Origin of the sequence: Flavobacterium branchiarum, assembly GCF_030409845.1 — a bacterium.
Classification (GTDB): domain Bacteria; phylum Bacteroidota; class Bacteroidia; order Flavobacteriales; family Flavobacteriaceae; genus Flavobacterium; species Flavobacterium branchiarum.
In genome coordinates this window covers 778,841-801,972 of the sequence record NZ_JAUFQQ010000005.1, presented here as the reverse complement: position 1 = coordinate 801,972, position 23,132 = coordinate 778,841, and the positions used below count along the sequence as shown (strand labels likewise).

The 23,132-nt window shown below is 31.2% G+C and carries 21 protein-coding genes; 16 read left to right on the top strand and 5 right to left on the bottom strand.

Features of this window, described 5'->3' with window-relative positions:
• Nucleotide 1 precedes the first annotated feature (1 nt).
• A complete protein-coding gene (locus QWY99_RS15420) occupies nt 2–313 on the top strand; it encodes a DUF3467 domain-containing protein (protein WP_129537468.1) in 312 nt (103 codons plus the stop codon).
• Nucleotides 314–370: 57 nt separating this feature from the next.
• Here the strand turns inward: QWY99_RS15420 and QWY99_RS15415 are convergent, their stop codons facing one another.
• The gene (locus QWY99_RS15415) at nt 371–505 is read right to left on the bottom strand and encodes a single stranded DNA-binding domain-containing protein (protein WP_290266490.1); all 135 of its coding nucleotides are present in this window, start codon (nt 503–505) and stop codon (nt 371–373) included.
• 374 nt (nt 506–879) lie between these two features.
• On the opposite strand from QWY99_RS15415, the gene QWY99_RS15410 reads away from it, so the two are divergent.
• Nucleotides 880–2,013: a hypothetical protein gene (locus QWY99_RS15410; protein WP_290266489.1), complete on the top strand. Its 1,134-nt coding sequence runs from the start codon at nt 880–882 to the stop codon at nt 2,011–2,013.
• A gap of 96 nt (nt 2,014–2,109) precedes the next feature.
• Here the strand turns inward: QWY99_RS15410 and QWY99_RS15405 are convergent, their stop codons facing one another.
• Nucleotides 2,110–2,406 (bottom strand): hypothetical protein, encoded by a 297-nt coding sequence (locus tag QWY99_RS15405; RefSeq protein ID WP_379690446.1) that lies wholly within the window; start codon nt 2,404–2,406, stop codon nt 2,110–2,112.
• Between the two features lie 879 nt (nt 2,407–3,285).
• Here QWY99_RS15405 and QWY99_RS15400 point away from each other — a divergent pair.
• Both QWY99_RS15400 and QWY99_RS15395 read left to right on the top strand, forming a co-directional pair.
• Complete coding sequence (locus QWY99_RS15400) at nt 3,286–4,065, top strand: glucose 1-dehydrogenase (protein ID WP_290266488.1); 780 nt, start codon at nt 3,286–3,288, stop codon at nt 4,063–4,065.
• An 87-nt stretch (nt 4,066–4,152) separates the two neighbouring features.
• A complete protein-coding gene (locus QWY99_RS15395; RefSeq protein WP_290266487.1) occupies nt 4,153–5,130 on the top strand; it encodes a YheT family hydrolase in 978 nt (325 codons plus the stop codon).
• Nucleotides 5,131–5,165: 35 nt separating this feature from the next.
• On the opposite strand, the gene QWY99_RS15390 is transcribed toward QWY99_RS15395, so the two are convergent.
• Entirely contained in the window at nt 5,166–5,549 is a 384-nt protein-coding gene (locus QWY99_RS15390) for a hypothetical protein (RefSeq protein ID WP_290266486.1), read from the bottom strand.
• 545 nt (nt 5,550–6,094) lie between these two features.
• On the opposite strand from QWY99_RS15390, the gene QWY99_RS15385 reads away from it, so the two are divergent.
• From QWY99_RS15385 to QWY99_RS15340, 10 genes are all read left to right on the top strand, one after another.
• The gene (locus tag QWY99_RS15385; protein WP_290266484.1) at nt 6,095–7,165 is read left to right on the top strand and encodes a Ppx/GppA phosphatase family protein; all 1,071 of its coding nucleotides are present in this window, start codon (nt 6,095–6,097) and stop codon (nt 7,163–7,165) included.
• Nucleotides 7,166–7,261: 96 nt separating this feature from the next.
• Nucleotides 7,262–7,867, top strand: coding sequence for a PAS domain-containing protein (locus QWY99_RS15380; RefSeq protein ID WP_290266483.1), 606 nt, complete (start codon nt 7,262–7,264; stop codon nt 7,865–7,867).
• A 50-nt stretch (nt 7,868–7,917) separates the two neighbouring features.
• Entirely contained in the window at nt 7,918–9,159 is a 1,242-nt protein-coding gene (locus QWY99_RS15375) for an MFS transporter (RefSeq protein WP_290266481.1), read from the top strand.
• A gap of 305 nt (nt 9,160–9,464) precedes the next feature.
• A complete protein-coding gene (locus QWY99_RS15370) occupies nt 9,465–10,301 on the top strand; it encodes a universal stress protein (RefSeq protein ID WP_290266480.1) in 837 nt (278 codons plus the stop codon).
• Between the two features lie 67 nt (nt 10,302–10,368).
• On the top strand, nt 10,369–11,373 hold the full coding sequence (locus tag QWY99_RS15365) for a beta-ketoacyl-ACP synthase III (protein ID WP_290266479.1): 1,005 nt from the start codon (nt 10,369–10,371) through the stop codon (nt 11,371–11,373).
• 91 nt (nt 11,374–11,464) lie between these two features.
• Nucleotides 11,465–12,559 (top strand): sensor histidine kinase, encoded by a 1,095-nt coding sequence (locus QWY99_RS15360; RefSeq protein ID WP_290266478.1) that lies wholly within the window; start codon nt 11,465–11,467, stop codon nt 12,557–12,559.
• 4 nt (nt 12,560–12,563) lie between these two features.
• Nucleotides 12,564–13,319, top strand: coding sequence for a LytR/AlgR family response regulator transcription factor (locus tag QWY99_RS15355; protein WP_290266477.1), 756 nt, complete (start codon nt 12,564–12,566; stop codon nt 13,317–13,319).
• Between the two features lie 310 nt (nt 13,320–13,629).
• On the top strand, nt 13,630–14,769 hold the full coding sequence (locus QWY99_RS15350; protein WP_290266476.1) for an efflux RND transporter periplasmic adaptor subunit: 1,140 nt from the start codon (nt 13,630–13,632) through the stop codon (nt 14,767–14,769).
• Nucleotides 14,770–14,799: 30 nt separating this feature from the next.
• Nucleotides 14,800–17,952, top strand: a complete 3,153-nt coding sequence (locus tag QWY99_RS15345; protein ID WP_290266475.1) for an efflux RND transporter permease subunit — start codon at nt 14,800–14,802, stop codon at nt 17,950–17,952.
• Nucleotides 17,952–19,361, top strand: a complete 1,410-nt coding sequence (locus QWY99_RS15340; protein WP_290266474.1) for an efflux transporter outer membrane subunit — start codon at nt 17,952–17,954, stop codon at nt 19,359–19,361. The genes QWY99_RS15345 and QWY99_RS15340 overlap by 1 nt, the downstream gene beginning before the upstream one ends.
• 210 nt (nt 19,362–19,571) lie before the next feature.
• On the opposite strand, the gene QWY99_RS15335 is transcribed toward QWY99_RS15340, so the two are convergent.
• Nucleotides 19,572–19,979 carry a winged helix-turn-helix transcriptional regulator gene (locus tag QWY99_RS15335; protein WP_290266473.1) on the bottom strand — a complete coding sequence of 136 codons (408 nt, stop codon included), beginning with the start codon at nt 19,977–19,979 and terminating at the stop codon, nt 19,572–19,574.
• A 61-nt stretch (nt 19,980–20,040) separates the two neighbouring features.
• On the opposite strand from QWY99_RS15335, the gene QWY99_RS15330 reads away from it, so the two are divergent.
• Complete coding sequence (locus tag QWY99_RS15330; RefSeq protein WP_290266472.1) at nt 20,041–20,904, top strand: NAD-dependent epimerase/dehydratase family protein; 864 nt, start codon at nt 20,041–20,043, stop codon at nt 20,902–20,904.
• A gap of 37 nt (nt 20,905–20,941) precedes the next feature.
• Nucleotides 20,942–21,814, top strand: coding sequence for a pirin family protein (locus QWY99_RS15325; RefSeq protein WP_290266471.1), 873 nt, complete (start codon nt 20,942–20,944; stop codon nt 21,812–21,814).
• Nucleotides 21,815–21,900: 86 nt separating this feature from the next.
• Here QWY99_RS15325 and QWY99_RS15320 read toward each other — a convergent pair whose 3' ends face one another.
• Nucleotides 21,901–23,082 carry a cytochrome-c peroxidase gene (locus QWY99_RS15320; RefSeq protein ID WP_290266470.1) on the bottom strand — a complete coding sequence of 394 codons (1,182 nt, stop codon included), beginning with the start codon at nt 23,080–23,082 and terminating at the stop codon, nt 21,901–21,903.
• Between the last annotated feature and the right edge of the window lie 50 nt (nt 23,083–23,132).

Below are 23,132 nucleotides of genomic sequence, written 5' to 3'. Positions count from 1 at the left end.
TATGAGTAATTCGAACCAACAACAAGAGCAAATTAATATAGAATTAGATGAGAAAATCGCTGAAGGAATTTATTCTAACTTAGCAATTATTAATCATTCTTCTTCAGAGTTTGTTTTAGATTTTGTAAGTATTATGCCAGGTATTCCTAAAGCCAAGGTAAAGTCAAGAATTGTCTTGACACCACAACATGCTAAACGATTACTAAAAGCAATTGGAGAAAATATTCATCGTTTTGAAGTCGCTCATGGCGAAATCAAAGAAACTGAACAAGCTCCAATACCGCTTAACTTCGGTCCAGCAGGACAAGCATAATTAAATTAAAAAGCTCCAGAAATGGAGCTTTTTTTATGCAAAAAACCTTCTGTTTTCTTATAAAATAAAATACTTGTTGAACCTGTTTGTAGCGTAGCTTTCTTTGATTGCTACTGAAAAGTTTGCTACTTCTTTTTGCTGTGACGTTGTACGTACTTCCACATCTCTGGTAAATCGTACTGTAATATTCATAATTTCTATTTTTTGCGTTATTGATTTTGTTCTGATTTATAATTTGATTTATGCCTGTTTGATTATCTTTGGCAATTCCTGCACAGAAATAATTAGGAAAATTTTCGAAAAGTTCAAGGTTTTCTTTGGTTGTTTGATCGTTTTCGTCAATTATGATATAAGAAAAGTGCATTTGGAATTATTGAATTTAATTCCCGCAATTTATAGAAGCTATTTTTTTCGTTGGGTCGGAAAACTGCCTCATTTGTTAAAGGTTATTGTCGCTGTATCTGTATTTTATTTCTTCTTTATACTTTTGATGTAGAATTATCTTATATTCATTTAGTAAAAGAAATCAAGTGCACGTGTAAACCTTCAAAACTTCTTAAGTGAACATGAAAATCAACTTTTTATTTTTATTTATATTTCCATTTCTTTCTTGCTACAGTCAAGAATTGAATAAAATTTCTTTAGTAATCAACAATTCTGTTGAATATAATTTAAATACTAAAAATGAATACAAAAAAATTATAAATACAATTAAAGAATTTATGCAGACAAAAAATTCTTTGATTAAAAATAATCCAAATTGGATTAAAAATGACAATTTATTTTTTTCATACCCTTTTCTAGATTTGATTAACATTGAAAATTTAAATGATAGTTTTCAATATCAACCAACGTTATTAGCTATTACGCAAACTACAAAAAAAGATCAATTCATTGCAAAAATAGGTTGGTTTAAATTTGATGAAAACAAAGAAATCTCCTTACATATAATTTATAACGTTTTAGTGACGAAAATAGACAATAACTATTTACTTAAAAATATACTAGAGTACAACACAAATGATTGGAATGAAATTAAAGTTGGAAATATTAAATATTTGATTAACCCTTATCATAAATTTGAGCAAATAAAAGCCGAAGAATTTAATGAAATCAATGATGATCTTGCTGTTTATTTTGAATTTAGTAAAATTTCATTCACATATTTTTTATGTTCTTCAAATAAAGAATTAATGCAATCATTGGGGTATGATTTTGAAGACACCATGTATTTTTCAAATCAAAATGGGGCAGTTACTTATCCAAATGATAATTTAATTTTTTCAGGAAATAAATCCGAAATTAATAAGCATGAGTTAGTTCATCTATATACGTATCAAAAATTTAGAAATAAAAACAATATTATTGATGAGGGAATTGCAACTCTTTTAGGTGGCTCAAAAGGATTAGATTACAAGACTCATCTAACAAAACTTAAGACTTATTTAAAAAATAATCCTATCGATTTGCATGAAGAGCTTTTTAATAATAATTATGTTTTAGATGAAAGCACTTCATTAAGATATACTTTAGGTGCATTTTTATGTGAATTATCATTAAAAAAAGGTGGAAAAAAGTTGTTGTTTAAATTGCTTAATTCTGGTAGTTCGAATGATGAACTAATCAGTTTTTTAAAAACCACTTTTGATATTAAAGAAAAAAAATTAAATGAATTTATCTTTTATGAATTATATAAGTAATTTTTTAACCTTGTCCTTATTAAAAAAAGCGATGAAATTAAAAATTTAACTTCTGAGAAAGTCATTCCTTTCTTGTTAAGATAGATTACTAGTTATTCATCTTTTAAAAACAATTTTCTCAAAATCTTGATTGTTTTTCTTAAAGACTTTTAGCAGAGAGTCTTCCATGCCACCGACGCCTAAAAACGAAAGTTTTACTTTTTGTACAGTTGCAAAGCCTTCATCTTTTAGCATCTCATCATAAATCTTATTGATGCGTTCACGGATTTTATCCAATTTCTGGTTGGTGCTTAATGCTAGGCAGCTCTTACCCAATACACGCCCATGTTTTAGGGGGTCCGTCGATGGTAATCCGTCCCATAACAGGTACGTTACCGTTCTTTTTTGATTCATTTTTCTTCAAGTAAAGCAATAACTTAAAGATGGATTTTTTCAGTCTCTCCATAACTCAATTGTTTAATGTTTAAAATTAACTATCAATGAGTTACAAGGAACTTTGAAAAAAAATGTAAAAAAAATGAATTATAGCTTTTTATCACATTCAATACCAAGCTAAACTGGTAATGATTTAGTAACCTAACCTTGTCTTTTTAATACCAAAACCTATCGTACACCGACCTCCAATTTTGTACTATCATTTTATAAACCTCCGTATAATAACGGTTTTATCTGTTTTGCTTACTTTTTCCTTTTTACGAATCTTTTTATGCGAAAAATTTTCTATTTTCTTATAACATAAAGGGCTTGTTAAATTTGGTAAATGGAAAAATACACTTTATCCGATTTTTGACTCACTTTGCCGATTTAATTTTATTTTTAGAAGGTCTTTTTATAATTTGCAACTTCCTAAAAAAGGAATACCCATTTGAGGTTGTTTTTGTTAATTCACATATTCAAAAAAAGCGCTACTTTATATAAGTAGCGCTTTTTTTATAGGACATTTTTTTTTTTAAAATAATAGCTCAAGCTTTGTTTTGTGCATTAACATAATTTAACCACAATCTTGTTTTTTGAGAAATGAACAATTACATCTATATCGCTACACTTAGTGAATTTATTTCAAGAATCCTTTAAATGGAAAAATAAAATATGCAAATAATTGAAAGACGCTATATTTCTTTTTTATTGCGCGAATTTTCACTAAATTTGAGATAAGTGTTATTTTAATTATGTGCCAAAATAATGCTAGTTTTTCGTGTTTTTTATAATATCGAATCTATATTTTACTTCAAATAATTGCGCCCAATGGGTTAATCATAATAATTTAAGAAAATGGATACTTCGAAATTTTTTGACTTAAAAGGAAAAACCGCCATAATTACTGGTGGGGCAAATGGAATAGGAAAAGCTTGTTGTGAGATACTTGCTGCTTATGGAGCAAATGTGGTTGTTTCAGATTATAATCTGGAAGATGCCAAAAATACTTCAAAAGAAATAAATGATAATGGTGGTAAGGCTATTGCAATACATTGTGATGTTACAAAGGATGAAGCTTTAGTTAATCTTGTTGACCAAACTGTAAAAGAATTTGGAAGTATTGAAATCTTGGTTAATAATGTTGGAGGTGGAGGAGCAGGGAGAGAAAGCCCATACGATATTACTGTAGATCAATTTAAAAAGGTATACGATATGAATGTGTTTAGTATGTGGAGATTATGCCAATTAGTAGCACCAGAGATGAAAAAGGCTGGTTACGGAAGTATTATAAATATGTCTTCGATGGCTTCTATAAATACTAGTCCGGCTATTAGTGCTTATGCTTCTTCTAAAGCAGCGATTAACCATATGACCAGAAATCTAGCTTATGATTTTGGTCCTGATAATATTAGATTAAATGCTATTGGACCTGGCGCAACAAGAACGCGTGCATTGAGTACAGTTTTAACACCTGAAGTTGAAAAAGCAATGCTTAAACATACTCCGATTGGTAGATTGGGAGAAGCTATTGATATTGCAGGAGCGGTACTTTATTTTGCATCACCAATATCTAGTTGGACTAGTGGGCAAGTTATTTTTATTAATGGTGGTGGTGAACAAACCTTAGATATGTAGATTAAATAACAAATTATTTATATTTCCTTTCTTAGAATTAATTCTGAGATATGCTTAAATTTGTTCAATCAGATAAACTTTTTGACTATGCCAGTAATTGAACAATCGCATTATGATTTCCCTTCTATCATGAATAGAAATAGGCATTTTTCTACTATTTATGCTGCAATGTTTAAACGATTTCCTATTCCTGATTATAAGAGGGTCAAACAGGAATTGGTCGATGGAGATTTTATTAATATTGATTTCATTATCAATAGTTCCGATAAGGCTATTATTTTATGTCACGGACTTGAAGGCGATTCACGCAGGACTTATAATAATAGTTGTGCAGATTATTTTCAGAAGAAAGGGTTTTCTGTATTTGCATGGAATAACCGAACTTGTGGAGGAGAAATGAATCGTTTGCCAAGACTTTATCATCATGGTGCTGTTGATGATTTGGATGCTGTCGTTCAACATGTTTTACTAAGAGGATTTACTGAGGTTTATCTAATTGGATTTTCTATGGGAGGTGTTCAGCTCTTAAATTATTTTGGATGGTCAGAAATTGATAAGCGTGTTAAAGCTGGAGTTTCTATTTCTGTTCCAACTCATATTGCAACAAGTGCAGCGGTTCTTAAGCAAGGCTTCAATAAAGTATATTTAAAGAATTTTACCATAGATATTGTAAAAAAGCTGAGATATAAAGCAGCACAGTTTCCTGATTTTATAAACAAAGATCAGATTGATAAAATCACTTCTTTTGATGAAGTGGATCATTATTTTACTGCTCCCTTACATGGTTTTGCAAGTCGTGAGGAGTATTATCAACGTGTTTCTCCTGAATTTTCTTTACAAAAGATAACAACACCGATTTTGATTATTAATGCTTTGGATGATCCTTTCTTAAGTAAAAGATGTTATCCTAAAACGATTGTACAAGATAGTAGTTATGTTTATCTTGAAACTCCAAAATATGGTGGGCATTGTGCATTTCCTCTCAGAAATTCCACCTATTCTTATGCAGAGAAAAGAGCTTACGAATTTTTTAATTCTAGTTTTGATTTTCAAAATCGTTTGTAGTAGGTCTTACTTTTCTACCGCTGTTAAAATACCTTTTATTCAGATTGAAATTTATTTGAAATTTCAGAAATTTGTTTGTTTAGAATAGCCTTTGTAAAAGCTAAATTTGCCTTGGAAGAATCAGCAACTATATAAATAAAATAACTATTATTCTGAGAAATTTTTAGAAACTGATATTGATTAGTCAATGTTATAGTAATATCATCTATGCTCTGATTCGATTTTAGAAAATCATTAGCATTTAGTTGCGCTCTTATCATCTCTAATGCAAATTTTGAAGCGCCTTCGATGTTAAAGTTCTTGCTGTTTTTTTTTGAATAATAAATATTTCCACTTTTGATATCGATAACACTTAAAGCTACAAATCCAGGCATCTCCTTAGAAACATTCTCTCCAAATAATTTTAAAAAATCTGACATCATAAAAATTTAAGAAGCAAATTTAATTTTTTTCTTAATCATATACTACAAGAACCCTGTTTAATTCTTCTAAGTAATTATTTATTAATGTCTAAAAAAAAGATTCAATAAAAACTTAGATAATAAAATAAATTTACTGGATTAAATTGCATCTCTATTTTGCTAATAATGCTCTTAGTTAGGAAGTTAAATGTTGATTAATTAGATAAAAATATAACTGTATTGATCTATAAATTGCATTAATCTGATACTAGAAATAAAAATTAACTTTTACTAACGGATTATATATTAAACAATTAAAGAATGTAATTTGTTAAATTCTTACATTTTGTGTTTGAAGAAATAAATATGGGTTTTTTTTGCGTACTTTTGCAGCCCATAAACACCAGTGATTTCGGTAGAATACCGTATCTAAGATTAGCTATTCATTGAACAAAAAAACTTTATTTTTCACAATAAAATGTAAGATATTTTTTGTGTCAATAAAATGCTACAATAATAATACAGGATTTTAAAAAGCCCTCATAATTAATAAAATTCAATCAATGAAAAATCTAAAATTTTATTTTACACTAGTTCTTTTATTTCTTATTACCCCAATACTTTTTTCACAAGAAAATATTTTTGCTGGAATTGAAATTGGAAGTAAAGGAATAAAAATGTCAGTTATTGATGTTCACAATATCAAAAAAGGTAATATAGACGTTAAATCTTATTGGACGGAAAATGTTTCTATAGCAAAAGGGATTTCTATAGATGGAAACATGACTGAGGAAAATATAGATAGAGCTGTTATAATTATTAGTAATAATTATAATAAATTCAAGAATGAGATGAAAATCTCTGATGATAATATCTTTATAGTAGGTTCTTCTGGGGTTGCTATGGCGCAAAATACTCAAGTTCTTATTGATAAAGTAAAAGCAGCTACTGGAAAAGAAGTTGAGTTTATAGAAGCTCATATGGAGGGGAAAATGCTTTTAAAAGGTTGTATTCCTCCAGTTGATTATAAAAATTCAATAATCTTAGATATTGGAGGAGGAAATACAAAAGGAGGTTATGTTGATGTGGTTAACAATGATACTTTTGTTTTTTTTCCGTTAAGTCTAAACTATGGAAGTGTAACTCTTACAGAAACCATAATTAAAAAAACGAATAGTGACGATTTAGGAGAATATAATTCACGCTCATTTACATTTTTGCCTGTACTTAGAGAACAAGTAAATGCAATGTATAAATCAAAACCTCAGGCTTTAAACAAAGAAAAAATCTATATGTCTGGTGGAGCTGTTTGGGCTTTTTACACGTTGTATAAAGGCGTGACAAAAGAAGCATTTAATCAGTTTAAGTTAGAAGATGTTATTAACTACGATGCAATCTTAAAAAATAATTTTAAAAAGTTTGAAGATCTTGCAAAAACAGATCCAGAAATTGCAAAAGTATTAAAAACATATTCGCAAAAATATTTGATCTCTGGTAGTAATATTTTATTGGTTTGTTTAGAAGCTGTACCCGAGGTTGATAAGAAAAAACTATATTTTGCTAAAGAAGGTCAAATTGCATGGTTGGTATCTTACATTACAGATCGTTCTAAAAAAGTAAAGAAAATTTATTAAAACACGCATACACACAACTATTTATATTCGGCGAATTTTATTTAACAACCTATTATTCGTCAAAACCTAATTACTAAAAAAATAAATTTAAATTTTATGGATAAAAAATGTCCAACGCCAATTGATCAATCTGTTATATGGGATGTAACTCAAACTATTGTAAGTAAAGCTGATTTATACGGGAATATAGAATATGTAAATGATACTTTTTCTGAAGTTTCAGGATATGATGAATCGGAATTGGTAGGTAAGGCACATAACATTATCCGCCACCCAGATATGCCTAAAGTGATTTTTAAAGTCTTATGGGATCATATATCTAAAGGGAAAAAATTTCACGGTATCATAAAAAACTTAGCTAAATCTGGAAAGTATTACTGGGTAATTACAGATTTTGATTATATAGTAAGTGATGATGCAAAAATTTTAAAATATATCGCTCGTCGTAAAGCTATTTCTCCTGGAGTAATAGAAAAGGTGGAAGATTTATATAGAAAATTATCCAAAATTGAACAAGTAAGCGGTGTAGAAGGAAGCGAGAAATATTTAATCGGTTATCTTGAAGATCATAATCTTGATTATGTAGAATTGATTACAAAATTAATGATGGATGATTTGAATGAGCAAGTTGTAGTAGAATCTTCTACTGAAGAAATTGAAGAAACTAAAAAGAGCTTTTTTAGCAGGTTCTTTGGAAACTAATGCTTCTTTAAGTACTCAAAACAATACCTCTCAACTAAATATTTTTGAAAATGCTTAACCGTTATTTAGGGAATTTTAAGAATTTCCCAAAAGAAATATGGATTCTTGCCCTAATTACTTTAGTGAATAGAATCGGAGCAGTTGTTGTTCCTTTTTTGTCTAAATATTTTAAAGATGAATTAAATCTGAGCTATTCACAAATAGGTTGGGTTATGGTTTGTTTTGGTATTGGATCTTTATTTGGAACTTTCTTTAGCGGGAAATTATCAGATATTTTTGGAGCTTACAAGATTATGGTTTTTAGCTTGTTTTCTAGTGGTGTTATTCTTATTTCATTGCAATTTGTGAAAACTTTTGAGTTATTGTGCTTTTCAATTTTCCTTTTAACTGCTGTTGCTGATATGTATAGGCCTGCAATGATGGTTAGTCTTAATGATTATGTGAGTAGTGAATCAAGAGTACGTGCGCTATCATTATTAAGAATGGCAACCAATGTTGGACTTGTAGTAGGGCCTGTTTTAGGAGGATTATTAATTATAAATTCAGAATATAATACCCTGTTTATCGTAGATGGTTTGACATCGATTATTTCTGTATGCCTTTTTGTTGTTTTTGTTAAAGAGAAAAAACTACTCTATAAGCTTGAAATGAGTGCTGTAGGTCAGGACAAATTTGCACCCCTAAAAGATTTTCCTTTTGTAATGAATTGGATTATTGCTTTAATAACAGGATATCTCTATTTTCAGGTTTTTTCAATTGTACCTATTTATCATAAAGAAGCATATGATTTAACTGAATTTGATAGTGGAATGTTCTTAGGGTTCAGCGGGGTTGTGTTTATTTTATTTGAATTGGCTTTGGTGAATTTTGTCCAAAAAAATAAGATTACTGACTTAGTTGCGATTATGATAGGATTGCTACTAATAGGGAGTTCTTATCTTTTATTGTTTTTAGTTCATCAGCCTTGGGTATTTTGGATTTTTATGTTTTTGATGTCTTTCGGTAACATGTTGACATTTGCTTTTGCAAGTAGTTTTGTTATGAACAGAAGCCATAAAAACTTAGAAGGTGTATTTATGTCAACTTTTCAAATGAGTTATGGTTTTGCCCATGTTTTTAGCTCTAAAACAGGCTTGACTATTGTTCAAAATTTTGATTATAATACAAATTGGGTGTTTAATTATTCACTTGCATTTGGTACTGCTTTTTGTACTTATTTAATATTTTTAGTAGTTAAAAAAGAACAAAAAAAGGTAAAAGAAGATATTCTAGTTTCTTTCTTTAAGAAGTAAACATTTTATATATAAAAATAAATTATGGAGTTTAATTATCGAATTAACTCATCTAAAAAGTCTTGAATTATTTCAGGACTTTTTTTGTGAATTTAAATAGCTGAATTTTAAAATGACTGTTGAAAAAATCAAGTTTTTTTTAGAATTCCCACTGTATTTTTAGTCTGAATTAACTCTGATTTAATAGGGTTATTTGCTTTCGGGTACATATAAATACGTTTGAGGTTAAAAAATAGATTCTTCAGTAATTTTAAGACGAGTTTGAGCTGTTAATTGAGTAACTTTAGCTTTTAATCTATACATTTATGACTTCACCTCTTACTATTATAGCTACAACTAATTTTTCGGCTATAGCAAATAATGCAGTTACTTATGCAGCGGGACTTTCAAAAGCTACAGGAGCAAAGCTTGTTTTGTTTAATTCTTTTTCTTTGGGTCTGCATAGTTCTAATAGTCTTATTACAGCTGAATCTATGAAAAGACAAATAGAGAAAGCAACAGAAAAACTGGAGAATTTAGGAAAAGAAATTTCCGAACGTTACAATATTACGGTAAGTTGTTATTGCATATATTCCCTTTTAGAAGATCAACTTTCATCGATAATTAAAGAGACCAAAGCAGAATTAGTTGTAATGGGTATGGCAGAACGATCATTTGAACAGGATTTACTAGGCAACTCAACAACATCAGTAATTAAGAATTTAGATATTCCTGTATTGGCAGTACCTAAGAACGCTCAATTTCATAACGTAAATAAAATTCTATATGCTTGTGATACCCTAAATTTTTCTTTAATAAAAAGGTTTAGCTGGTTAAGAGATATCGTTAGAAAACTTGAAGCAGAAATAGAATTCTTTAGTGTAGATGAAAAAATAAACAATCTTAAGCAAGAACAAGGGCAACAATTACTAAATTCGTCCCTTGAAGAAGAGTTTAAAGAAGTTAAATATATTTATAAGACAGTTAAGTCGAATGCTGTAATTAATGAGATCCAAAAAGAGATCAAGAATTTTAAAGCAGACATTTTAGTAATGGTGCCACAACAATATGGTTTTTGGGATTCTTTAGTGCATAAAAGCAAAACTAGAATTATGGCTACAGGACAAGACATACCATTATTATCGTTTCCTAATTTCGGATGATATTTTAATATAATTAAGATTCATTAACTCCTCTTTTTAAAGGAAATAAAAACATAATCAAATAAAAATGAACGCAACAATTACAGCTATAGGCGGTTTTGTACCGAATTCTATACTTAGTAATGAGATAATTTCTGGTATGGTTGACACAACCGCAGAATGGATTGAAAAAAGAACTGGAATAAAAGAGCGTAGATTAGCTAATAGTGAAAACCAAGCGACTTCAGACCTTGCTTGTGGTGCAATTGAAAATTTATTGCAAAATTATAATGTAGACAGAAAAGAGATTGATTGTTTATTGTTGGCAACAGCAACTCCTGATCATCTTTTAACACCTACTGCCAGTAAGGTTTGTGAAATTAGCGGATTAAGCAATGCATTCGGATTAGATCTTAATGCGGCCTGTAGTGGGTTTTTATATGCCCTCGAAATGGCTACAGCCATAATAGAAAGTGGTCGTTATAAAAAAATTATTGTGGTTGGAGCCGATAAAATGAGCTCAATCGTAGATTACGAGGACCGCAATACTTGTATTCTTTTTGGAGATGGTGCTGGTGCAGTACTTTTAGAAAAAACAGAATCAGAATATGGTGTCATGAAAAGTATTTTGCGTACAGACGGAAGCGGAACTTCTGCATTACTTGTACCTGCAGGAGGTTCTAAGTTATCTGCTACAGATGAAACCATTTTACAGAGAAATCATTATATAAAACAAGAAGGAGCATTTGTATTTAAAAAAGCTGTTGAATCTATGAGTAGCGTTTCTCAAGATGTTCTTATCGCTAATAATTTAAGCGTAGAGGATATAGATTGGGTTGTGCCACATCAAGCTAATTTAAGAATTATTAATGCCGTAAGTGAAAGTTTAAAAATAGGAATAGAAAAGGTTAAAGTCAATATTGAAAAATATGGCAATACTACATCAGCAACTATTCCTTTATGTCTTTGGGATTTTGCCGCTGATTTTAAAGCAGGTCAAAACATATTAATAACCACTTTTGGAGCAGGTTTCTCATGGGGAGCAACTTGTATAAAATGGGGAGTTATGCGTGAATATCAGCCTGTAATTTAAAAACCAATAAAGGATTAAAGATTCTTTGATAAGCTAATAAAGAAACCAATTACTTTATTAGCTTATCGAATAACAGTTCTTATATTAGATTATGTACTCAAATCAACAAAACAAAACTAAGCGAAATTTTTTTTTCTATAAGTATTATAGAGTCATTGTAATACCAGTAGTTTTTCTTGTTTATTTATCATCTTATTTTGTTCTAAATCCTTATCGAAATATTGAAGAAGATTCTTTATTGACTGTAGGTTGGACTCTAGATATATTCTTGATTTTAGTATATTGTGCTATTCTAACTGAATTAAGTCTATTTGTTGGAAGAAGTTTGAATAATTGGATTAGCTGGGATCAAAAGCCCATTTTTAGAGCTATTGTGCAATTCTTGTTTCTTATAGTAGGTAACATTCTAATAAATTATTTGTTCTCCTTTTTATGGGAGTTTTTTTACCCATGGACACTATTAAAAGAGAGTGAGCTTTTAATAATATGGCAGTCTAATTTGATGGCAGCAATATTGTCGCTTTTCATTAGTTTTATTCATACCAGTATTTTTTTGCTTAATAGATGGCGTGTAACTTCTGATGAGGCTGCGGAATTAAAAGTTAGAGCGTCACAACTTCAAGAAGCTGTAACTCGATCAGAATTAGAGTCTTTAAAATTGCAATTAGATCCGCATTTTACCTTTAATAATTTTAGTACCCTTACAGAATTAATTCACGAAGACCCGCAGTCGGCCGCGTCATTTTTGGAGAATATTACAAAGGTTTACCGCTATATGATTTCTAATCTTAATAAAGATACCATTACGGTGGAAGAGGAAATTAAATTTTTAAATGCATATTTTTATCTTTTAAAAACGCGACTCGGAGAAAAGGTAGAATTGAAGTTACTAATTAATTCAAATTGTATGACGCTTCATTTACCTCCTCTAACATTGCAATTGTTAGTTGAAAATGCAGTTAAACATAATATAGCAACGTTGTCTAACCCACTTATTATTTCTATTTATTCGGATGTTGGAGACATCGTTGTAAGGAATAATTTGCAACCTACATCAGGTAAGAGTTTTTTTTCAACTGGTGTTGGAAATAAAAATATTGAATTTAGATATAAAATATTATCTGATCGAATGCCTGTTTTTTGTGAATCTAATGGTTACTATTGTGTACGCCTACCTTTAATATAACGATATGAAAATTTTAATTGTAGAAGATGAGAGCATCAATGCCAATCGTCTTAAGAGATTATTAGAAGAATTGGAGCCAGATTGTGAAATTTTGGATATTATTGATACAGTCCAAGGTACCATTTCTTGGTTAAATACTAATGAAATGCCTGATTTAATTACAATGGATATTCGTTTGGCAGATGGTATAAGTTTTTCAATTTTTGAAGAAGTTAAGATTACTTGCCCGATTATATTCACTACTGCTTATGATGAATACGCAGTTAGGGCTTTTAAGGTAAATAGTATTGATTATTTAATGAAACCTATTGATAAAAGTGAACTTGAGGATGCTCTAAATAAATTTAAGAACCTTTCAAACGCCAAGAATAACAGTGAGGATCTTGCAGGTATTTTAAAAAGATTTATCAGCAAACCTTCGTTTCGATTGCGTTTTTTAGTGACTTATCGCGATGGATATAAAAGTGTAGATGTTGCCGATATTGATTTTATATATTCGGAATTTAAAACGTCACACCTTTTTCTTAAAAATGGCACTATTATAGCCATTCCCCAAACAATGGAAGAACTCGAAGAAGAACTTAATCCAGATATTTTCTTCAGAGCAAATAGACAGTTTTTTATACAGGTTGAAAGTATAAAATCGATCTCTAATTACTTCAATGCCAAACTTAGAATACAACTTAATGGCGATTCAGAACGAGAAGTTATAATCAGCAGAGAAAAAGCTCCTTTTTTCAAGCAATGGATGGATCGTTAATACGTCGAAAAATAAATCGGTTAAGAGATTATATGAAACCGTGAAGGATTTATTTAGGTGTATTTTTAGTTGCTATTTTTTATTTCAAGAATTTACGGAATCAATTATGCTTTAGTTGTGAGTTGATTAATGCTTCTTGAGTTGGAAAATAAGCAACTTTTATTTTTTACATATTAGTTTTTTTGTTTGGTTAGCTACGTTTTCGGTTCGGTATTGAAAAATTACGGTTGAGTAATTTTCTACTAAAGAATAGCTGTTTTAAGATGTTATTTTGTCATCAAATTTGATGAATTCATTAAAATGAAATAAAATGACAAAACAGTTTTTACAGAATAATAAAACGCTTAACAGAATAATAATTTTATTTATTATCATTACTATCTCTTCATGTGGCAAGAGTGGATCTGAAAATCAAGGGTTAGGAGCACCTAAACCAGAAGTAGACTTTTTTTCTGCTAAGTCTATAACAGGAGAAGTAGAAAAAAAATATCCAGGAATTATTGAAGGTTCTGTTAATGTAGATATAAAGCCTCAAGTATCAGGATATCTTGAAGCTATTTATGTTAAAGAAGGTCAGTATGTAACTAAAGGCCAATCTCTTTTTAAAATTAAAGGGGATGTTTTTTTGGAAGAAGTTAATAATACTCGTGCAGCTTACAAGAGTGCATTAGCTAATCTAGCCAACGCTAAATTGGAAATTGAAAAGATTAAACCATTAGTTGAAGCAAAAGTGTATTCGGACATGCAATTAAAAACAGCCAACGCTAATTATGAGGCAGCAGTAGCACAAGTAGCACAAGCAAAAGCAACTTTGGGATCTTCGCAAATTAATGCAGATTTTTCATTGATTAAAGCTCCAGTAAGCGGCTATATTAGTCGTATTCCTAATCGAGTTGGTAACCTAGTTACTCCATCTGATGCTGTTCCGCTAACAATTCTTTCAGAGATTAATACTGTTTTTGTTTATTTCTCTTTAAGTGAATCGGATTATCTCTCTTTCTCAAAAGACACAAATTTGAATCAATCTGTAAGTCTGATTTTGGCTGATGATAGTTTATATGAACAGCAAGGAAAACTTGAAATTGCCAGCGGTAACATAGACCGTTCTACAGGAACAATTGCATTAAAAGCTATTTTTCAAAACCCAAAAAAACAATTGCGATCAGGAGGTTCTGCAAGAGTGGTATTGAAGAGCAGTTTGCCATCAGTAATTAGCGTTCCAATGGCTAGTGTAAAAGATATTCAGGATAAGTTTTTTGTTTATGTTTTAAAAGACGGTAATAAAGTAACAATGACTCCTATTGAAATTGCTGGTAGTACTGGTGCAAATTATTTTGTAAAAGCGGGTGTAAAATCTGGAGACAAGATTGCATTAAATTCTATCGATGCCCTTTATGATAGTATGGAAGTAGTTCCTAAAGTAACAGCAAAGGAAGCAAACAATAAATAATTTTTCGTTTTAATATAAAATAACATTTTCATGTTAAAAAAAATAATAGACAGGCCAGTATTGGCTACGGTTATTTCCATTGTATTGGTAATATTGGGGATCATTGGTCTTGCAAAATTATCAGTAACAAGATTCCCAGATATTTCACCACCAACAGTAATGGTAAGTGGTTCTTATCCTGGAGGAAATAGTGAAACAGTAATTCGTTCTGTGGTAACGCCACTAGAAGAACAAATAAATGGAGTTGAAAATATGCAGTATATAAAATCTACTGCAAGTAATGATGGAACATTTTCTATCAGCGTTATTTTTAAACAAGGTGTAGATCCAGATCAGGCTGCGGTAAATGTGCAAAATAGGGTTCAGCAAGCAACACCAAAATTACCACAAGAAGTGGTTAGAATGGGACTTACTACCTCTAAGCAACAAAACAGTATGATTGTTATTTTCAATCTTTACACAGATGATAATAATAAATATGATGAATTGTTCCTGCAAAATTATGCAAATATCAACTTGGTACCACAAATGAAACGTGTACCAGGAGTAGGGCAAGTTCAGATTTTTGGGATAAAAGATTACTCGATGAGAGTTTGGCTTGATCCACGAAAAATGGCTAATGCAGGTTTAGTTCCATCAGATATAACTCAGGCAATTGCAAATCAGAGTTTAGAATCTGCTCCAGGAAAATTAGGAGAAGAATCTAAGTCGGCTTTAGAATATGTTATTAGATATAAGGGTAAAAAAAATAAGCCAGAGCAATATGAAAATATTGTAGTTAAAACAGATGGTAATAATATTTTAAGACTTCGAGATGTGGCCAGAGTTGAATTTGGTGCTATCTCTTATAGTGGAGACAATATGTCGAGCGGAAAAAATGCTGTTACAATGGCAATATTGCAAACATCTGGTTCGAATGCAAATGATATTGAAATCGGGGTTAATAAAGAAGTAGAAAGACTATCTAAATCTTTTCCTCCTGGAATTAAATATGTTAATGTAATGAGTACCAAAGATAAGCTTGATGAAGCTACAGGACAAGTAAAATCTACTTTGTTAGAAGCTTTTATTTTAGTTTTCATAGTAGTATTTATTTTCCTTCAGGATATTCGTTCTACCATTATTCCTGCAATTGCAGTTCCGGTAGCTATTATAGGAACGTTTTTCTTTTTGTTGGTGTTTGGATTTACGATTAACATTCTAACGCTTTTTGCCTTAGTTTTAGCTATTGGTATTGTAGTAGATGATGCCATTGTAGTAGTAGAAGCGGTGCATAGTAAGATGGAGGAAGATTCAGAACTTTCTTCTAAAGAAGCTACACATAGCGCTATGGCAGAGATTACAGGAGCGGTTGTTTCAATTACGCTAGTAATGTCAGCGGTTTTTATTCCGATTGGTTTTATGACAGGATCGTCTGGAATTTTCTATAAACAATTTGCTTATACACTTGCTATAGCCATTATTATATCGGCTGTAAATGCTCTTACGCTGACTCCAGCGTTATGTGCGCTACTTTTAAAGAATAATCATAATGGTAAACATGAAAATGATTCTCCTAAAAGAGGTTTTAAAGAACGTTTTTTTATTGGATTTAACTCCGGTTTTGAAAACTTAACGGGGAAATACATCAAAGGAGTTCGTTTTCTTATTGGAAGAAAATGGTTAGCTGGTGGACTAGTTGTGGGAATAAGTGCTATTGCAATTATTATGATGGTTTCAACTCCAAAAAGTTTTGTGCCAATGGAAGATGATGGATTTATGCTTTACAGTTTATCGATGCCTCCTGGAACAGCATTGGATCGTACTACAGAAGTAGTTAAAAAGATTGAAAAAGAGCTTTCAACTGTAGAAGCAATAGATAATAATACCAGTATTACAGGTTTTAATATTCTTAGTAATAGTTCAAGCCCAGCTTATGGATTAGGATTTATAAAATTAAAGCCTAAGAAAGAACGTGGAGCGATTAAAGATATTGATGAAATCCTTAATACTATCAGTAGCAAGTTATCTGTTATAAAAGAAGGCTCAATTATGGTTCTTAGAACGCCTCCAGTAGAAGGATTTGGAGTAACAAGTGGTGCTGAGATAGTACTTCAGGACAGAACTGCCCGTACTCCAGCTTCATTAAAAGCAATGACCGATAAGGTAATTGGAGATATTATGAAACAACCAGGAGTTCAATATGCCTACACTACATTTAGAGCAGATTACCCACAGTTTGAACTTGAAGTTGATGAAGACAAAGCCATCCAAATGGGAGTTAATATGCGTGAGCTCTTAAATAATATCCAAACTTATTTTGCAGGAGACCAGTCTGCAGATTTTACAAGATTTGGAAAATTTTATAGAGTTAATGTAAAAGCCGATGGAATTTTTAGAACAGATCAGGAGGCTTTTAATGAAATATTTGTTAGAAATGCCAAAATGGAAATGGTACCCGTAAAATCACTTGTTAAGTTACATAAAGTATATGGGCCAGAAACAGTAGATCGTTACAACCTGTATAATTCGGTTAATATTACGGCTGTAGCATTACCAGGATTTAGTAATGGAGAAATCATGGGTAATCTAGAGACAGTTCTTGATAAACTTCCATCTGATTATAGTTATGAATGGACAGGATTGAGTCTTGAAGAGAAAGAAGGAGGTAGCCAAACTATTGCTATTTTTGGATTATGTCTACTGTTTGTATTCTTTTTATTGGCAGCACAGTATGAAAGTTATTTATTACCTCTTGCAGTATTACTGTCTATTCCAACAGGTATTTTGGGAGCCTTTCTTGGAGTTAAAGCCGTAGGTCTTGATAATAATATATATGTACAGGTTGGTTTAATCATGCTAGTTGGGCTTTTAGCTAAAAACGCTATTCTTATTGTAGAATTTGCATTGCAAAGACGTTATGCGGGTCTTTCTATTAAAGACGCGGCGATAGAAGGAGCAAGATCGAGATTAAGACCAATTATTATGACATCACTAGCCTTTATTGCGGGTATGATTCCATTAATGTTTGCCTCAGGAGGAACAGCAGTAGGAAACAGATCTATAAGTGTAAGTGCTGCTATAGGAATGTTTAGTGGAGTTGTCTTGGGAGTTTTTGTAATTCCGTTACTTTTTATAGTATTTCAATATTTACAAGAAAAAATTTCAGGTCAAAAGGGCATAACTAAAACGACAAAAGAATAATGAGAGTACTATATAATATTGGTTTTTGTTTATTTGCAGGTGTTTTACTAACATCTTGTGCAATTGATAAAAAATATACTCGTACAGATTTAAATGTACCCGAAAAATACCGTCAAGAGATTGCTTTAACAGGAGATACTATTTTGCATTCCTGGAAAAACTATTATAAAGATCCCTTGCTAGTTGATTTGATAGAAAAAGCATTGGTTAAAAATAATGATGTGCTTATTGCAATGAAAAGTATGGAACAACTTGACCTTACTTATAAGCAAGCAAAATTATTATTATTACCTACGCTGGATTTTGAAGCAAATGGAAGTCGTAGTTATCAGTCTAAAAATTCACTAAATGGCTCTTTGAGTGCGCAGTTTACTAATAAGAATTATATAGATGATTATAGTGCAAATCTTCGTTTGTCTTGGGAAGCCGACATATGGGGAAAAGCAGCAATGCAAAAAAGAGATGCCAAAGCGAGTTATTTTGCTCAGAAAGAGAATCTGTCTGCTTTAAAGACTCGCGTAATTGTTCAGGTAGCTCAATCCTATTATAATCTTTTAGGGCTAGATGAACAACTTAAAATTGCGCAGAAAAATATTGATTTAAGCAATAGTACATTAAGTATGATGCAATTGCAGTATAATTCGGGTGCGATTAGTTCTTTGGCGCTTTATCAAACTGAGGCTCAGAAAAAAACGGCAGAATTATTACTTCCTTTAGCAAAAGCTAATATAGCTGTTCAAGAAAATGCATTGCAAATTTTATGTGGAGAATTTCCAAATAACATTTTGCGATCAGGAAATCTTGACGATGCAGGTTTTAGTGAAGTATTGCCTGTTGGGATTCCTGCATCACTTTTGAGTAGAAGACCTGATGTTAAAGCGGCTGAATATGCTGTTATGTCTGCCTATGCTAAGACAGGATTGGCAAAAGCGACAATGTTCCCTACGCTAAGTTTGAGTCCAACAATAGGTGTTAATTCTTTTGAATTTGATAGTTGGTTTAATTTTCCAGGCTCAGTTACCAAGAATATAGCAGCTAATTTGGTACAACCGATCTTTAATAAAAGAGCTTTAAGAACAGCGTATGAAATTGCCATTTTAGAACAAGAAAAAGCAGTTGTTCAATTTAAGCAGTCATTTATTGTAGCTGTTGGAGAAGTTTCTGATGCAATGGCTCAGTCAAAATATGCCGATGAACGTATAGAACTCGCTACAGAAAAAGCAGTTTCTTTAAATAAAGCAATTTCAGATGCAACATTACTATATAAAAGCGGAATGGTAAGTTATCTGGATGTTATAGTTGCCCAAAATAGTGCTTTGCAGAATGATCTAGATGTTGTCTCAATAAAATTAGAAAAATTAAATGCCACAATAAACTTATATCGAGCAATAGGAGGTGGAGTGCAATAAAATTAATTGTACACCAATTCTGTAGCCAGAATTTTATAAGTTTAAAAACAACAAGAGGCTGTCCTAGGACAGCCTCTTGTTGTTTATGTGTTTAATTGAACTCTAATGGGGATTACTATTAAAAAAACAGTTGATTTCATTGCAATCAAAATTCGTTCTTTTAAGATTTATGTCTGATTTGATAGATATTAAAGCCTCCAATAGCAAATGTTATTTTTCGAACATTTCTCTTCTATGATTTAGACCCCAATCAACCAGAATCGAAATAACAGGTTTAACTTCCTTTCCATATTCAGTAATAGAGTATTGTACCGTAACAGGTTTAGTATCCATTATTTTTCTGTCCACAATTTTGTTTACTTCTAAAATCTTTAATTCTTTTGACAGCATTTTTGCAGATATGCCGACTATATCTTTTTCAATTTTTTTAAATGTATTTATATCTTTCTCTCTTAAAAATAGATAATGTACAATAAGTAGTCTCCATTTACCTCCCAGTATTTCAAGAGCATCTGTCATAGACTTAATATCACCGGTACATCCTTCAGGATCTGTTTTTGGTTTTTTAATCATTATAGTAATAACTTCTAGGTTACTAGTTACTCGCAGTTCACTCATAGTAAAGTTAGTAAATTATTTAATTAATTTTATGTCAGAGAAATTTAAACAATCCATCATTATGAAAGAGACTATATTGATAACGGGGGCAAATAGTTTTATTGCGAAGCATTTAGTTCCCATGTTGAATGAGAAATATAGCGTAAAATTATTGACAAGAGATCCTAAAGCCGCTAATGAGTATCAATGGGATTTGGACAATTGGACGATAGACGAAGGAGCCTTAGATGATGTTAGTCATATTGTACATCTTGCTGGTGCAAAATTAAATGACGGTCAGCCAATGACTGAAGAGAAAAGAAAGCGAGTATATGATTCTAGAATAGGGGCAGCAAATTTTTTAAGAGAAAAATTAAAAGAAAGAAAACAGAAATTGAGCTCTTTTGTTTCAGCTTCAGCAATTGGTTATTATGGATTTACAGATCAGAAAATAGAAATAGATGAAAATGGAGATAAAGGGATGGGTTTTGCCGCGACTTTGAGTGATGATTGGGAAAAAGCAGCGGATCAATTTAAAACAGATGGAATAGCAAAATATGTCTCTAAAATTAGAGTATCATTAGTTTTAGGCAAAGAGGGAGGGATTTTTCCAGTTTTTGCCAATATTGTAAAAAACAATCCAGATGTTGCAATAGCAGATGATTATGAATCATTTCCATGGAATCACGTAGAAGATATGGCAGGTATTTTTGCATTTGCAGTGGAGCATAATCTAGATGGAGTATTTAATTCAGTTGCTCCAGAACCAGTCTCTAAACAAGATGTTTTTAAGGTTATTGCTAATGAGGTTTTTGACACAAACTATGTATTAAAACCTTTTGAAGGGCAACATTTAATTGCTCATAAAATAATTGAGGCTGGGTACGCATTCCGATATCCAAATATTAAAGAAGCAGTAATAAATATTCTTGGCTCAACAATATAAGTTAGAAATTAAGATCAAATTTTAAAAAAGGGAAATCATGAAATATAGAGAAATAGAAAAAATACTAACTCCACAAAATTTTACTTGGGTAGGAGATGCTTTTTATACCACTTCATTTGTGGGAAAAGAAATTCCAAGAATCAGAATGTCACCATTTTTTGCCGTTGGATATAATGCTGATATAGATTTTGAAGCAAGAGAAATTCCAAGAGGAGTCGGTGCCCATCCGCATAAAGGATTCGAAACCGTAACAATTGCTTACAAAGGAAAAATTGAGCATAAAGACAGTAAAGGTAATCACGGTGTAATTGGAGAAGGTGATGTTCAATGGATGACAGCAGGATCAGGAATTTTACATCAGGAGTACCATGAACAAGAATTTGCAAGAAAAGGAGGTACCTTTCAAATGGTTCAAATGTGGGTTAATCTTCCAGCAAAAGACAAAGAAACTAATCCACAATATCAGGATCTGTTATTTGATAAAATGACAAAAGTTCCTGTGGGTAATGATGGTAGTTTTGTAAACGTAATCGCAGGTGATTATTTGGGACACAAAGGTAAAGCAACAACTTTTTCACCTATGAACTTGTATAATGCATATTTAAACAAAGGAGCAAAAGCTGATTTTAGTTTTTCTAAAAATTGGAATACAGCAATTCTAGTTATAGAAGGAGGTGTAAAAGTTAATAATGAAACTGAATTGAAGAAAGATAGTTTTGCAATGTTTGAAAACGATACGAGTGATAGTTTTAGTTTAGAAGGAATAAGTGATAATACTATCGTGCTTATAATGAGTGGGAAACCATTAAACGAACCAATTGCTCACTACGGACCATTTGTTATGAATACTCAAGAACAAATAACAAAAGCGATAGAAGATTTTCAAGCAGGCAAATTTGGAACTTTATAATGAGCACAAATAGAAAGTGCTGTCTTTTGGGACAGCACTAATTTTATTGTAGAAAACGGTATATCTAAGAGAAAGCGTTAGTCTCTCTAAATCGTTTTGCTCTTTGTAATTTTTTCTTTCTTTTTAGGGAACTCTTCAGGAGCAGGTTCACGATAAATTCCAGATGATATACTTTTTAAGAATGCTTCAAGATCTTGTAATTCTTGTTCAGTCAAATTTAATTTTTTCAATAAAGGCGAAGTCACAGGGAATAACTTGTCATTAACCTGATCTCCTTTAGGTTTTATATTAGGCATTCCAGCATTATATAAATTCAAAACCCCTCTTAACTGAGGAAATAATCCATTGTGCATATAAGGTCCCGTATGCGTAATTTCTCTTAATGAAGGTGTTCTAAATTTCCCAACATCTTCAGGATCTTTAGTTACATAATATCTACCTAAATCTTCGTATTTTCGTTTGTAATACGTCAAGCCAACATTATGAAATTGATTGTCTGAGAAATAAGAAGAATTATGGCAATTAAGGCATCTAGCTTTTGTTCTAAATAAATGCAAACCGTTAACTTCTTTATCAGAAAGTTGTGTGCTATCTCCTTCAATAAATTTATCAAAACGACTTTTTCGACTTACAATTGTACGTTCAAAAGTAGCAATAGCCTTCAGGATTTTTTCCTCTGTTACTTTTTCATCTCCATAAGCACTTTTAAAAAACTTTTTATATCCTTCTAATTTTTGAATATTCTTTACAGCAATATCCATGTGGTTGTTCATTTCTTTAACATCGGCTATAGGAAATTTAGCTTGCTCTTCTAAAGTTGCAGCACGACCATCCCAGAAAAAAATCTTAGAAAAAGCAACATTTATAATTGGCTTAGAATTTCGTGTACCCGGTGCTCTATCATGTCCATTAGAAACACGTTTTCCATCTCCCCAACCCAATTCAGGATCGTGGCACGAAGCGCAAGAAATTTGTTGTGAACCAGACAATCTTGGGTCAAAAAAAAGTATTTTACCTAATTCTCTTTTTTCAAGCGAATAAGGATTATCCTCAGGAAATACCACATTCGGAAGTACTCCTAAATCTTCAAAACCAACAACTGTGCTGTCAATAGTAGGCTTAGGCCACTTGCTGTGATCGCCACTGCTATATAGTTTTTTTAATTCTGCTATAGAATAATAGGTGTCATTATCAGTATTGTAATTTCTTACAGATACTAATGTTATACTAAGTAATAAAAGGAGTATTAGAACTGATTTTTTTTTCATTTTTGGGTAATATTGACTTTCAAATCAAAAGGAATGCAAAATTATAAATT